Raw genomic sequence first — 13541 nt, forward strand, 5'->3', positions numbered from 1 at the left:
TTTACTCAGCCAGATAGAGATTGACCTTCTGTATGATATTGCTGCATGCCTCGTCCAGGCCCAGGCCTTCATTCAGGTATTTTTCCCCCTGCTCTTTGACCGCGTTCCATATGGTATCATCCGTGGAAGCCGGTACCTCCGCCTGTTCAAGAAGCGCTTTCAGCCCGTCCAGTTCTTCTTCGCCGGGCCATCCTAAGTTTACGGATGACATACTGCCTGAACTGTCAGACATCGTGATGGACGCACCTCCTGCTGCGTCATCCCCTCCGCCGCCGTAGGTGGTTTTCGCAAATTCCATTGCCTTCTCATACCCCTTCTGATTGATGGGGAAGGCTGCGTTTAAGGTGCCCTGTACCTCCACGCCCAGCAGGGCTTTCAGGAAATCGGAGGCAAGCTCTTTCTCCTTGCTCTTGCTGCTGATTCCCACACTCTGGTAGGGAAGAAATACACTTTTACCCTCTGATTTCAGTTCTGTGTAGTCCAGACCACAGGCTTCATTTACCCCCAGGATCTCCACAAGCTGTGACACGGAGCCGATCCACCCCGCGCCCGCCTTGGACTGCTGGGAGAGCAGCACCATAGACTGCAGGCGCAGTCCGTCCAAGTTTGACGCGACCCCTTCTGCTGCACTGAAGTACCCTATGGTATTTTCCTGTTCTTCCTGGGTGATGGGTTCCCCATATAGTTTTTTCATGTTTTCCAGAAAAGCTTTCAGCGCCTCTTCATTCAGAGTGCCGTCCTCATTTCTCATAGCCGCGTTCTCCAGGTTGTAGAATATCTCCAGAAAATCAGAGGAATCTGTGGGAATCATAATGCGCCCTGTATGGGGATTTTCTTCCCTTATCTCTGCGATCTGCTCTGCCAGTGTATTCATGCTTTCGGCTGCATTTACAACGGCTTCGTCACCCTGGACAACAGGGAGTAAGAAGCCCAGCGGCACTGCGTAGATCTTGTCATCCTTCTCAAAGGTCCTCATGATATTTTCAAACAGTCCGTCTTCCCGGCTGACTGCTTCCACAGTGTCTGTAATATCCTCCAGAAGCCCCTTCTGAATATAATTCTCCACAGGCATGCCGTCCAGGATCAGGATATCCGGTCCCTTTCCTGCCATGATATCGGTATTCAGGGTGCGCAGGGCATCGGAAGCTGTGACGGAATCCTCGCCGCTCATACCAATCTCCAGGTCCACATACACATCCGGATTCTGCTTCTGGTATACGGAGATTGCCTGTCTCAGCACAGAGCAGTCTTCCAGAGAATACACCTTGATCTCCTTTTCCGGCACAGAAGACGTGTCAGCGGAGTAAGAATAGCGGTAAATCTTGTACTCCGCGTCCACGGAGCAGGCCACAAGGAAGCTGTCATCATCCATAACGGCCAGGGAAATGAGCATGGTCTTTGGATTTCCGATGGATGTCAGGCTTCCGTTCACTGCCTGCTCTACCACCGTGCCGCCCAAAATGTGCCGGTAAATGCCGCTCCCTGCACAGTAGAACAGCTTATCTTCCTCTTTCCCATACCCAAAGACCACGCTGTTTCTCAACTTTTTCTGTTCGGTCTCCATCTCTTTTAAAAGCTCATCAGAAAGCGCCTGATCTGCCTCCGCGGATTCCCCGGTGTTCATATCATAGGCTTTCAGCCCCTTGTCTGTGAGCAGCAGCAGCGTATCTTCTGTATTGGTAACCTGTTGGATTGTCTCACCCGGCTGGATGTTCTGCTCCACATGTCCGCTTTCCGGGTCGATCACGCACACCGTTCCATATGTATATGTGGCGATCAGCTTTCCGCTGTCAGAAAATGCGATCCCGGTGATGACTTTCATGTCATCTGTCTTTTCCCCATCAAGGTTCAGGGCTTTCAGGGATTCCCCCTTCTTTGCATACAGAAGGGAAAAGCTCTGGGATACCATTACCTCAGACGCCTCAGGCATGGCAGATACGGCTATATCTCCCTCTTTACTGATGCAGGCCCAGTCTATGTAAGCACAGTCGGCAAGTCCCAGTCCTCCCGGCAGCGTATCCTCCTCCCAGCTTTTGCCCAAATCCGCTGACTTCCACAGACAGCGCTCACCCGTCTCCTTATCCTCTGTCAAAAGTGACAGGCTGTTGTCATTCAGTCTCTCCATTGCCAGGACCCTGCCTGTATTTCCCGGAAGGGATATCTCCTCCTCCAGATAACGGCCCATGGCGCCTTTCCCGCTCTCATCCTCTGTTTGTTTTCCGCACCCTGCAAGCCCTGCCACGGCAATGGCAAGAGCTGCTGTCAGACAGACTGCTTTTTTGATATATCGGTTCATGTTTCTCCTCCTGTCTTTCATTTGCGCTTATCTTATCATTCCATTCTCTAAACATTCTCTAAGATTCCCTCTAATTTTTCTTTCATTTTTAGAGATAACTTAAAGATTCCTGTGTTATACTTCTAAATAAAATGAAAGACCGGAGGATATTTTTCTCATGAGAATATTGATAATAGAAGACGACCGCAAGCTCTGTGACTCCCTGAAATTCCAGTTGGAAAAGGAGGGGATACTGACGGATCTGTGTTACGACGGGGAAGATGGCCTGGATTATATCAGGCAGCGCACCCATGATCTGGTCCTTCTGGACCGAATGCTCCCCTCTATGGACGGCCTTACTGTCCTGGAAAAAATACGCGCGGAGGGTATTTCCACTCCTGTCATCCTTGTCACCGCACTGGGAGAACTCTCCGATAAGATCACAGGACTCAACCGGGGGGCAGATGATTATCTGGTAAAACCCTATGATTTCCAGGAACTTCTGGCGCGCATCCGCTGTATTGCCCGCCGTCCGGTCAACCTGGAGCTGTCCGATGAGATCACCTTTGGGGATGTGACATACCGCCCTGCTCCAAAACAGCTCCTCTGCGGTTCCAAGGTTCTGGTACTGTCAAAACGTGAAGGCGCGCTTCTTGAGTTTCTGCTCCGTAATCCGGGACAGACGCTTCCCAGGCTCACCATCCTGTCCCGCGTCTGGGGCCCCAACGCGGAGGTGGAGGAGGGCAATCTGGATAACTATATCCACTTTATCCGCCGCCGTCTCCGGACAGTCGGAAGCGCACTCACTCTGCGCACAGTCCGGGGCATCGGCTACTGCCTGGAGGTAACCCATGAATAAAAAAGAAGACCGTCCCCCCCATCCCCTGCTGTTCCGCAAAATGCGGATACGCCTCACCCTTCTCTGCCTTGCGGTCACAGGCGTTATTCTGGCTGCCGCCACCTGTCTGTGTCTCTATTTCTCCGAGTCAGGCATTGCGAAAAACGGCAGCACTTCCTTTACCAACAGCCTGAATTCCATGCTCACCCAGTTGGAAAGCCAGAACACCATTACCCTTCAGTGGATCGCCGGTATCGAGAAGAACCACAATACCATTCTCTCCCTGTTCGACAACGGCCAGCCCCTCTTTTACCAGGAGCTGCGCAGAACCCGGGAGGAAAAGGATGTCATATCCCTTGCAAAAGAAACCGCCTCCCGGGACTACGGGCTGGATCTGGATGCCGCGAATGCCTCCTCCCTTTTGTCCAAACATGTGGAATTCCGGTTAAAACCAAAGGGCGGGCAGGAGTATTACGCCTCCGTCATACTGCTTCCCAGGACAAACGGCCATTTAAGCGCTGTCATCCTGCAGTCTCTGGAGGCACAGAAAACCCAGATTTATGGACAGCGCCTTGTCTTTCTGGGGGCAGACAGCGCTGCGCTTCTCCTCCTCGCCGTCTTTTTCTGGTTCTTCACAGGAAGGACCCTGGCTCCTCTGGAAGAAAACCGCAGACAGCAGGCACAGTTCATAGCCTCTGCCTCCCATGAACTCCGCTCCCCCCTGGCAGTTATACTCTCCTGCCTGACTGCCTCCCAGAAAGCTGCACCTGAGGAGGCCGCCCGCTTTACAGAGACTATCCAGCTTGAGGGAAAGCGTATGTCACGCCTGATTGATGACATGCTGCAGCTTGCCGGTGCGGATGCCTGCTCCTGGAATCTGGAGCCGGCTCCGGTACCGCCCGACACCCTGCTCCTGGAGACGTATGAAAAATATGAGTATCTTGCCAGGGAAAAGGGACTCTGCCTAAGTATCCGTCTGCCTGAGGAGGAATGCCCGCCTGTTCTCTGCGACGAAGAACGGATCTCCCAGGTACTCTCCATCCTCATGGACAATGCCCTCAGTTACACACCTGCGTCCGGCCATATCACCCTTACACTGTCCTTTACTGCCAATCATGTCTCCCTGTCTGTTGCCGATGACGGCCCCGGTATTCCGGACTCGTTTAAAAAGCAGGTGTTCCAGCGTTTTTTCCGCCAGGACAAGGCCCACACCAGCAAAGAACATTTCGGACTTGGCTTAAGCATTGCCAGGGAGATCATAAAGATTCACAGAGGACGGCTGATCCTGTCCGATACACCGGGCGGAGGGGCCACCTTTACCATTATTTTAAGGACAGCACCATCCTGATTCTGCTTGCATCCTGCCGGCATACGGATTATAATTATTTTACCGGAAAAAGAATGAGATAAGTAAAAGGAGAAAACAAATGGAAAAAATCGCAAGCTTTACCATTGACCATATAAAACTGCAGCCGGGCATCTATGTTTCCCGGAAAGATTACGTGGGACAGGAAGTCATCACCACCTTTGACATCCGCATGACCTCCCCCAATGAGGAGCCTGTCATGAACACAGCGGAAGTCCACACGATCGAACACCTGGCCGCCACCTTCCTGAGAAATCACGGGGAATTCGGAAGCAAGATCATCTATTTCGGTCCTATGGGCTGCCGCACAGGTTTTTATCTGCTGTTGGCAGGAGATTATGAGTCTTCTGATATTGTGGAGCTTTTAAAAGAAATGTTTGCATTTATCCGCGATTTTAAAGATGAGGTTCCCGGAGCGTCCCCAAAAGACTGCGGCAATTATCTGGATATGAATCTGGGTATGGCCAATTATCTGGCGAAAAAATATCTGGATGAGGTGCTGGACCATATCGGCCCTGACCGTCTTGTATATCCCAATTAAATAAGAGTCCGCATCGGACTCCACATTCTAACCCTTCCGGCCACGGTGTCTCACCTGACCGGAAGGGCTGCTGTTTTCACTGCGTACCCGGCAGCACGCTTCGCGATGTTTTCAAAACTCCCCCATCTCGTCACAGTAAAAGCAGTAGCTGTCCTTACCGGATTCCTTAGCCTTATAGAGGGCCACATCTGCATATTTTCCTATGGAATTCTTATCCCCTGTGCGGTGCTTTGGATAAAAAGCCACCCCCACGGACAAGGAAAGCTGCATTCCCCCGTACTCTTCCTTCTTTACATGCGCCAGAATCTCTTTCAGAATGGGTTCCAGTTGTTCTTCCCTGTCCATCCCCGGCAGAAACATGCAGAATTCATCGCCTCCGTATCTGGCGGTGATGGTTCCTTCCGGAACAGATTCCGTGAGTATTTTGGCTATCTTCATCAGAGCGATATCCCCATAAGCATGGCCTCTTGTGTCATTGATCCGTTTAAAATCATCCACATCCATCAGGCAGTACGCGCCGCATTTTCCTCCCTGCATAAAATAGGAAAACACTGCCCGCTCAAACGCCTGGCGGTTCAGCAGATTTGTCATGGCATCATGAGACGCCTGATGCTGCATCTCCAGTTCATGCATTTTTTTATCGTGGATATCCAGAATCGCTCCCACCGCGCCGCCTGCCCCGTGTGGCAGCATGAGGCTCATGGTAAACCAGCGATATTCCTGGTTTCCTTCCGGCCTGAGGCGGAAATCACATGTGATATTCTCTCTCTTATTTACGGAAGCGCTTCTGAGCGCCTCGATATTAAAATTCTGGTAGAGGTCTATCTTCTCCTCTTCATAGACATTATCCAGAATAAACTGTTCCAGGAATTTCTCGTAATCGTACAGGATTCCCGCTTTCAGCTTTACCGACAGGGAGCCTGTATGAAAAAATAATATCTGGTTATTCTTTATGTCCACCTCAAAAATCACGGTATAGACCAATCCTGTCACCACCTTTCAAATCAACATATCTCGTAACTGCTCTTATGCACGGCCGGCGCATGTGTTGTGCCGGCCTGTCCGGACAATCACCGAATATCTATTATAATACAACAATATAACACTATTGTAAACAACAATTGTTGGCTTATAATTTTATACCCATTGGAGCATAATATAGTGCATATACTGGTATATGAATGATCCGAACAGTGTCATAAATGGCATGTGCCATATTTACCATATTTTATGCAATGCTGTATATGTATCTCATAGAAAAGGGAGGTTTCTTATGAACATTGGTGAAAATCTGGCCCGGCTGCGCAAAGATAAACAGATAAGTGTCTATAAGCTCTCTCAATTAAGCGATGTCTCCATTAACTATATCAGGAGAGTGGAAAAGGGTGAGAGTGTACCCAGCATAGAAATTCTAACCGCACTGCTGTCTCCCCTTGGAATGCGTCTCTCGGAATTTTTCAATGAGGAATCTGAAAAATCCAATATTCTTTACCCCTCACCCTGTGAAGCGGAACTGGTTCGTCTCTATCGCCAGTTAAACAAAGAACAGGCAGGGGTACTTCTCAATCTGGCAAAGCTTCTCGCACAAAAATGAGCAGAAAGTATGCTGTGCACACTTTCTGCCCATAATCTCATTCTGCATTTCCTTTTATTCTTCTGTCTTCCAATGACTGTCTGCTGTCATAGTCATGGAGCTGCAGTTCTTCGCCCACATCACAGAGAAATACTTCCTCCGGATGCCTTTTCAGCACTTTCTTCCCTCCTGTATCTCCCTTTAGACCCATCAGCTCCGGTACATAACTCTCATGAAAAATAACCGGATTTCCCGTCGTGTCTCCGCTTGCAAGACATCCGATCTTCTTTCCGCTCCTTAAAAATCCATCCAGAAAACGGTTCACGGTATCTGCCCTCAGATGGGGCTGGTCAGCCACAAAAAAGCAGTAAAAATGTTCCTCTGTCCCGTCAGTTTTGTCCGCCTCCCTGCTTTTTTTAATGCCCAGCTTCAAAGAGGAGGAAATACCCTCCGCACTCTCCTGGTTTTCCGCGGGACAAAATCCGTATTCTCCGGCTGTCTCCAGAATCCGGGCATACTGGCTCACCACGCAGACAGAGGCAATATCCCTTCTGACCGCCTTCAGTGTCCTGAAGATTTCCATGGGATACTGATACATGGGCCTGCCATCCAGTTCAAAGAGCAGTTTATTCTCCCCAAACCGCCTGGAAAAGCCTGCGGCCAGAAGAATCAGATGGATTCTCCCATTGGCCCGCACAGGGTCAGAAGGCCTTCCAAACACAGGTACACTGGTACTTTTCTGCAGTTCCTCCACAGCCGCCGCGTCCTCTGTCTGGTTCAGCAGGATCATCTGCGCCGCATCCGGAAACTGCCTTTTCAGGGGCTGTACATATCCCGCCTCCAAAAGCCGCCCGGCAAGTCCCGGTGTCAGTATCCGTTCTGCCAAAGAACCGTCCCTGCCGTCTTCTGCCGGACCTCTGTTTTCTGTCTCCAAGAGCAGTTTTTCTGCCTCCTCCATTCGGAAGCAGACCCGGCAAAGAGGCCTGCCCATTGCAGGCATACCCGCCAGGATCATAATATGCGTTGTCTCCTTTCTGATCACCGGTTCATGGGAGGCCGGAACTTTAAAGGGATGGCGCTTTGAGCCGTCCGCCTCTATGACAGCCGCGTCAAAATAAGGCAGCACTGCGCCAAAAACCTCCTCCGGCAGTGCCCGCATCTTCATGCCTCCCGGGCCGGACGTGCCGGCTGTCACGATGGGGGATCTCTCCAGAGCTGCCGCTATCTCTTCCGGGGATTGGTCAATGGCGCCGTTTCTCCCCAAAAAGTTCGGATGCTCCATATGAGTGGTGGTAGTGACCAGAACCTTTTTCCCTTCTCCTGCCAGTTCCTCCGCCAACAGATAGGCGCAGGTGGTCTTCCCCCCTGCGCCCACAAGGGAGATCACCGGTTTTTCCGGCCATCTCCCTGTACTTTTCAGCATATCCAACAGCATTTTCTTCATTTCAATACACCCTTTTCAAAGGCACTGACCAGTTCCAGTACACTGCCCGCAATACATCTGGCTTTATCTGAGATCAGGGTACAGTGCGCCCCGGATTCCTCCCTGGGATCCACATCCGCGGACTTGAAATGCTCTGTCACCCGGTAGCCGTCCGGCAGTATACCCCGGAGCACACCGGAAATCACGGTTCTCTGCGGATAACGCTGTCCATCCGAAGTCTCCACATATCCTACCGGGGTTCCTGCCTCCACCCAGTCACCGATGGATGCCTCTGCCCAAAATACACCGGCCCGGTCCGAGTGGATCACCCTCTCTTTTCCGCAGCCGCCGATCATTCCCGGAACCCCTGTATTTGGTATGGCAAAGCCCTTATTCAGTATTCTGCCCAGATAATGCCCCCGCTTTGTCTCAACCACATAATCCACATCACGCCCGGCCTCAAATCCCGGCCCAAGGGCAATGGTCAGTTCTGCCATATCCCTTGTGGTACCCAGATTCCGTTTTGCCAGAATCCCATCCACAAGAACCTCCGGCCGCAATGTATCAAGAGAGCTGCACGCAGGGTCCACTAAAAGGACAGGGGCCAGAGGCGCCGCCAAAGCGAGAGCCGCCTCAGCACTCTCCACCCTTCTGCACACCATACCCTCCACTTCTGTCTCCCCGTCATAAACAGCCTGGGAAAAAGCCACCAGCCTGCGGATCGCGGATGGCCTGTCAGTCTCCAGAATGACGACAGGATATCCGCTTCTGCTGAGACGATGAATGGTCCCTGTTGCCAGATCGCCGCCTCCTCTTACTACAATTGGTCTCATAATCCGTTCTCCTAACCAGTCTTATGCTGCTCTATGGACGTATGATCTTACCGGCATCTGCCTGTTTTTCCACAATCTCATACATATTAGTCACTCTGCCCACTGCCAGTTTTTCCGTGATTCCGTAATGGTTCAGACAGGTTCCGCAGGTGAGGATCTCCACGCCTTCCCCGTCCAGCTTTTTCAAATCTTCCAGAGACTCAGAATCCTCACAGGACAGATAGGCACCGCCATTGTATAACAGTACCGTTTTCGGAAGTTTCGGAAGCTGTGTCAGGGCATAGATAAATCCTTTCATCAGTATTTTCCCCAGAACCTCATCCCCGTTTCCCATCTCTCTCGAGGAGATGACCACAACGGTATTGTCCGCGGCGGGAATCGAACAGGTCACCGGGATTTCTGTCTGCGTCTTATTTTCATTTTCCCCGGTCACGGTTATTCTCACGCTGTATTCTTTTTCCCCCAGCTTTTCGGAGGCATATTCCGCACCTTGTGATGCCGCCAGTTTTCGCAGATTTTCCACTGCCATCTCATTGTCCACTGTGATGAGGACTACATCATTCCGGCCGCAGGCGTCCATGGCCTTTTTTGCTAATATCACCGGCTTCGGGCAGGCAAGTCCTTTTGCGTCTATTCTCTGTTCCATATGTCACCCTTTCGTAACCGTTCAGATACCTGAGCTGTTACACCTTTTTCTATTTTACTGAGGCGCCGTATACTTCTGTCTGGGCACATATCTGCCCGCTTTTTTCACCTGTACGGTACCTTCGTCTACTACAAGAGTACCATGCAAATAAACTTTGTCAATACATCCTTTTATTTTTGTTCCCTCAAAGGGGGCATAATCCATGGCATAGTGCTGGGTATCTGCGGAGATCACAGCTTCCTTTTCCGGGTCCAGTATGACCAGATCCGCTGTGCTTCCCGCGGCGATGCATCCCTTCTGCGGGTACATGCCATAGAGTTTAGCCGGGTTTTCAGACAGAACGCGGCACATCTGTTCCGGGGATATCCTTCCTTCCCTCACCCCGTATGTGTAGAGTAAAGTTCCCCTTGTCTCCACACCCGGCATGCCGTTTGGTATCTTTGTAAAGTCCTCTTTTCCCATGGCTTTCTGCCCGGTGGTAAAACTGCAGTGGTCCGTGGATACGGTCTGGATACGGTCCTCCTTTAATGCTTTCCAGAGGCATTCCTGATCCTTTTTCTTGCGGAGAGGCGGAGAGATGACGTATTTTGCCGCCTCCGCGCCGCCCTGCACATAGAGGCTGTCATCCATGAGCAGATACTGGGGACAGGTCTCCGCGTACACTTCCTGCCCGCCGGCTCTGGCCTGCTCGATCTCCCGGTACGCCTCCTCACAGGTGAGATGCACCACAATAATGGGTGTTCCCGCAGTCCGCGCTGTCACAAGCAGGCGGTGCACAGCCTCAGCTTCAAGCTGGGCAGGGCGCACCCTGGGATGTGTGTCGGCATCCAGCCTGCCCTGTGATCTTGCTTCCCGGATCAGAGCGTCAATGATATCCGCATTCTCACAGTGCACTCCGGCGATTCCGCCCATATCGTGCAGCCGTTTCAGGACCTCGTAGATCTCACCGTCATTCAGCTTCATGGCAGGATATGTCATATACAGCTTAAAGGTCGTTACCCCCGCCTCGATCATATCCTTTATCTGGGCCGATGTCTCCTCATTCCAGTCAGAAATAGCCATGTGGAATCCGTAATCACAGGAAGATCTTCCGTCTGCCTTTTTATGCCAGTTTGCAAGGGCCTCCCGCAGCGTCTCCCCCTTATTCTGTGTGGCAAAGTCAACGATGGTGGTGGTCCCTCCGGCTATGGCGGCAAGGGTTCCGCTTTCAAAATCATCCGCCGTTACGGTGCCGGACACCTCCAGGTCAAAATGGGTATGAGCGTCTATGAATCCCGGAAACACCAGCTTTCCTTCCAGATCCACCACTTCATCCGCTTCCTCAGGAGATATCTCCGTATCCACCCTGCAGATAATCTCCCCGTCAAGAAGGATATCTTTTTTTCCGCTTTCCTGTCCGCTTACAACCGTTCCGTTCTGTAAAAGCAGCTTCATATGACCTCACCCTTTCTTCTTTTCTTTCCTGTAAAATGTATTCTCCAGGGGCAACTTTCTCCGCTCCACCCCATCCAGTCTGTAATAGGCATGGGCACATGCAGGAGCCGTGGGAACAGTGGAGATCTCTCCCACCCCCTTCGCCCCGTATGCCTCTGTGAGCACCTCCGGGGAGGTGACAAGAATGGTTTTGATATCCGGCGCGGCGGTTGCCCTGAAAAGCCCCAGCTTTCCGTAGCTCAGCACAGGCCTTCCGTCCACCATGGGGAAATCCTCCGTGAAGGCATAGCCCAGTCCCATGACTACGCCGCCTTCCACCTGTCCCTCACAGGACTGTACATTGATCACAGTGCCCACATCGTGTGCTGCCACAACCTCTGTCACTTTTCCGTTCTCATCCAGAATCACCACCTGGGTCGCATATCCATACGCTATGTGGCTGACAGGATGCTCTTTCGGTGAACCCATGGCATCCGTCTCACCTGTATATTCTGCATAGAACTCCTCTCCCTCCAGCGCTTCCAGGGAACCCTTATCCTGCAGGGCATCCTTTAATTGAAGCGCAGCTCTCCGGGTGGCCTCCCCGGTAAAAAGAGTCTGGCGGGATGCTGTGCTGGTGCCGGAATCCGGCGTGTCTATGGTGTTTGCCTTCTTATGTGTCACCTGGTCTGCTTTCAGTCCTGTGGTCTCACAGACGATCTGGATCGCCACTGTGCCGACACCTTGGCCCATACAGGCAGCGGAGGTGAGCACCTGGACTTTTCCGTCCCGTATCCTCAGGTTACAGCGGCCCACATCGGGGTTCCCCACACCGATTCCGCTGTTCTTCATACAGGAGGCGATTCCCGCATAGGGATGGGAATCATAGACTTCCTTTACCGCCTCCAGGGTCTGCGCCAGAGCACAGTCCGGTGTGGCGATCTGTCCGTTGGGAAGCGTCTGTCCCGGACGGATGGCATTTCTGTAACGGATCTCCCAGGGGGTAATACCAACCTGCTCTGCCAGCAGGTCCAGATTGAACTCTGTGGCAAAGCAGCTCTGGGTCACGCCAAACCCCCGGTATGCGCCTGCAGGAATGTTGTTAGTGTATACACCATATCCGATGATCTCCACATCCTGATAATTATAAGGTCCTGCTGCATGGGTACAGGCGCGCTCCAGTACCGGGCTTCCCAAAGAAGCGTAAGCTCCCGTATCCGCATAGAGCACTGCTTTCATACCGGTCAGATACCCGTTTTCATCGCAGGCAGTGGTGAAGTCCATTTCCATGGCATGACGCTTCACATGGCACATCAGGCTCTCCGCCCTTGAAAAACGTACTTTCACCGGCCGCTTTAAGAGCCAGGCACAGAGGGCTGCGTGATGCTGCACGCTCATATCCTCCTTGCCGCCGAAGCCGCCGCCTACCAGCATGGATTCCACAACCACCTTCTCCTGGGGAATCTGCAGGATCCCGGATATCTCCCTCTGTTCATCATACACAGACTGTCCTGAGGTGTACAGATGCACACCGTCCTCCCCTTCAGGGAAAGCAATGGCACATTCCGGTTCCATAAACGCGTGGTCTGTAAAAGGAAGACTGTAGTGGCGTGTCACAACATATTTGGAATTTTTGATGGCAGTGTCCGCATCCCCGCGGATACACTGTTTCTTTGCCAGCAGATTGCCTTCCTCATGCACCCTGGGTGCATCTTCCTCCAGCGCCTTTCTGGGATCTGTCACCGGCTGCAGTTCCTCCGCATCCAGTTCTATGAGGCTTAACACTTCATCCAGATTTTCCTTATGGTTCACAACGGCAAGCGCCAGGGCATCCCCCACGTATCTTGTGATCCCGCCTACGGGGATCATCACATCCCAGTCCTTCTTAATATGACCGCAGATATTTTCCGGCACATTCTCTGCCGTATAGACAGCCACACAGTCCGGATGGGCCAGCGCTTTTTCTATATGAATGCCGTTGATCCTGCACCTGGGGTATGGGGAACGGAGAGCCTTTGCATAGGCCATATCCGGAAGTACGATGTCATCCACATATTTTCCCGTGCCCCGGACCTTTTCCTCTGCGTCCACACGCTTGAATCTGCGGGTTATGCCGCCATCTTCCTCTGCCCCAGGTACTTCACGTTTTTCCCGGAAAAAGTCTGCTGCCATGAGAATGGCATCCTCTATCTTCTTATATCCTGTACAGCGGCAGATATTGCCGTGGATGGCCTTTTTCACATCTTGTCTTGAGGGGTTTAAGTTCACATCCAGCAGAGACTTGGCGGAGATGATCATGCCCGGTATACAGAAACCACACTGTACAGCTCCTGCTTCCGCAAAGCAGTGCACATACACTTTCATCTCCTCTTCCGGGATTCCCTCCACAGTCGTCACATGCCTGCCGTCCGCCTTGGAAAGCTTGACCACACAGGCTTTCATCTTCTTCCCGTCCACCAGCACGGTACAGGTTCCGCAGGCACCCTCGCTGCATCCTTCCTTGACCGCGGTAAGGCCCAGCTCATCCCTTAGATAATCCAGAAGCCTGCCCTCCTTCTCGGTTCTGCACTCTTTTCCATTTACATAGAACGTATACATAAAAACCTCCCATCCGGAACCTCCCATATGGTTCC

At 52.0% G+C, this 13541-nt stretch carries 11 protein-coding genes; 4 read left to right on the top strand and 7 right to left on the bottom strand.

Annotated features, from left to right (window positions below):
* Window position 1: 1 nt before the first annotated feature.
* Complete coding sequence (locus MUB35_RS10595) at window positions 2-2296, bottom strand: ABC transporter substrate-binding protein (RefSeq protein ID WP_244806179.1); 2295 nt, start codon at window positions 2294-2296, stop codon at window positions 2-4.
* Window positions 2297-2453: 157 nt separating this feature from the next.
* Here MUB35_RS10595 and MUB35_RS10600 point away from each other — a divergent pair, with 157 nt between their 5' ends.
* The 3 genes from MUB35_RS10600 to MUB35_RS10610 all read left to right on the top strand — a co-directional run bounded on the left by MUB35_RS10600 (window position 2454) and on the right by MUB35_RS10610 (window position 5020).
* Window positions 2454-3134 (top strand): response regulator transcription factor, encoded by a 681-nt coding sequence (locus MUB35_RS10600; protein WP_244806180.1) that lies wholly within the window; start codon window positions 2454-2456, stop codon window positions 3132-3134.
* Complete coding sequence (locus MUB35_RS10605; protein ID WP_227210603.1) at window positions 3127-4461, top strand: sensor histidine kinase; 1335 nt, start codon at window positions 3127-3129, stop codon at window positions 4459-4461. Before MUB35_RS10600 ends, MUB35_RS10605 begins: the two co-directional genes overlap by 8 nt.
* A gap of 79 nt (window positions 4462-4540) precedes the next feature.
* Window positions 4541-5020, top strand: coding sequence for an S-ribosylhomocysteine lyase (locus tag MUB35_RS10610; RefSeq protein WP_033142954.1), 480 nt, complete (start codon window positions 4541-4543; stop codon window positions 5018-5020).
* A gap of 111 nt (window positions 5021-5131) precedes the next feature.
* Here the strand turns inward: MUB35_RS10610 and MUB35_RS10615 are convergent, their stop codons facing one another.
* Complete coding sequence (locus tag MUB35_RS10615) at window positions 5132-6004, bottom strand: GGDEF domain-containing protein (RefSeq protein WP_244806181.1); 873 nt, start codon at window positions 6002-6004, stop codon at window positions 5132-5134.
* 289 nt (window positions 6005-6293) lie between these two features.
* Between MUB35_RS10615 and MUB35_RS10620 the strand changes: the two genes are divergently transcribed.
* Complete coding sequence (locus MUB35_RS10620; protein ID WP_033142952.1) at window positions 6294-6614, top strand: helix-turn-helix domain-containing protein; 321 nt, start codon at window positions 6294-6296, stop codon at window positions 6612-6614.
* 37 nt (window positions 6615-6651) lie between these two features.
* On the opposite strand, the gene yqeC is transcribed toward MUB35_RS10620, so the two are convergent.
* From yqeC to xdh, 5 genes are read right to left on the bottom strand one after another with little or no spacing between them, the layout of a single operon-like run.
* Window positions 6652-8037 (bottom strand): selenium cofactor biosynthesis protein YqeC, encoded by a 1386-nt coding sequence (gene yqeC, locus MUB35_RS10625; RefSeq protein ID WP_244806182.1) that lies wholly within the window; start codon window positions 8035-8037, stop codon window positions 6652-6654.
* A complete protein-coding gene (yqeB, locus tag MUB35_RS10630; protein WP_103731480.1) occupies window positions 8034-8849 on the bottom strand; it encodes a selenium-dependent molybdenum cofactor biosynthesis protein YqeB in 816 nt (271 codons plus the stop codon). Before yqeB ends, yqeC begins: the two co-directional genes overlap by 4 nt.
* Before the next feature lie 31 nt (window positions 8850-8880).
* The gene (gene yedF / locus MUB35_RS10635) at window positions 8881-9495 is read right to left on the bottom strand and encodes a sulfurtransferase-like selenium metabolism protein YedF (protein ID WP_033142950.1); all 615 of its coding nucleotides are present in this window, start codon (window positions 9493-9495) and stop codon (window positions 8881-8883) included.
* Window positions 9496-9549: 54 nt separating this feature from the next.
* On the bottom strand, window positions 9550-10929 hold the full coding sequence (hydA, locus tag MUB35_RS10640) for a dihydropyrimidinase (RefSeq protein ID WP_148392194.1): 1380 nt from the start codon (window positions 10927-10929) through the stop codon (window positions 9550-9552).
* Window positions 10930-10935: 6 nt separating this feature from the next.
* Window positions 10936-13506, bottom strand: coding sequence for a selenium-dependent xanthine dehydrogenase (gene xdh, locus MUB35_RS10645; protein WP_244806183.1), 2571 nt, complete (start codon window positions 13504-13506; stop codon window positions 10936-10938).
* Between the last annotated feature and the right edge of the window lie 35 nt (window positions 13507-13541).

Source organism: Blautia sp. NSJ-175, assembly GCF_022867815.1.
In the GTDB taxonomy this organism is placed as follows: domain Bacteria; phylum Bacillota; class Clostridia; order Lachnospirales; family Lachnospiraceae; genus Blautia; species Blautia celeris.

Bases quoted from the DNA above. Each gene is read 5' to 3' on its own strand.
- yqeC (WP_244806182.1), bottom strand. From the start codon at position 8,037: ATGAAGAAAATGCTGTTGGATATGCTGAAAAGTACAGGGAGATGGCCG.
- yedF (WP_033142950.1), bottom strand. From the start codon at position 9,495: ATGGAACAGAGAATAGACGCAAAAGGACTTGCCTGCCCGAAGCCGGTG.
- yqeB (WP_103731480.1), bottom strand. From the start codon at position 8,849: ATGAGACCAATTGTAGTAAGAGGAGGCGGCGATCTGGCAACAGGGACC.
- MUB35_RS10605 (WP_227210603.1), top strand. From the start codon at position 3,127: ATGAATAAAAAAGAAGACCGTCCCCCCCATCCCCTGCTGTTCCGCAAA.
- hydA (WP_148392194.1), bottom strand. From the start codon at position 10,929: ATGAAGCTGCTTTTACAGAACGGAACGGTTGTAAGCGGACAGGAAAGC.
- MUB35_RS10600 (WP_244806180.1), top strand. From the start codon at position 2,454: ATGAGAATATTGATAATAGAAGACGACCGCAAGCTCTGTGACTCCCTG.
- MUB35_RS10620 (WP_033142952.1), top strand. From the start codon at position 6,294: ATGAACATTGGTGAAAATCTGGCCCGGCTGCGCAAAGATAAACAGATA.
- MUB35_RS10610 (WP_033142954.1), top strand. From the start codon at position 4,541: ATGGAAAAAATCGCAAGCTTTACCATTGACCATATAAAACTGCAGCCG.
- xdh (WP_244806183.1), bottom strand. From the start codon at position 13,506: ATGTATACGTTCTATGTAAATGGAAAAGAGTGCAGAACCGAGAAGGAG.
- MUB35_RS10595 (WP_244806179.1), bottom strand. From the start codon at position 2,296: ATGAACCGATATATCAAAAAAGCAGTCTGTCTGACAGCAGCTCTTGCC.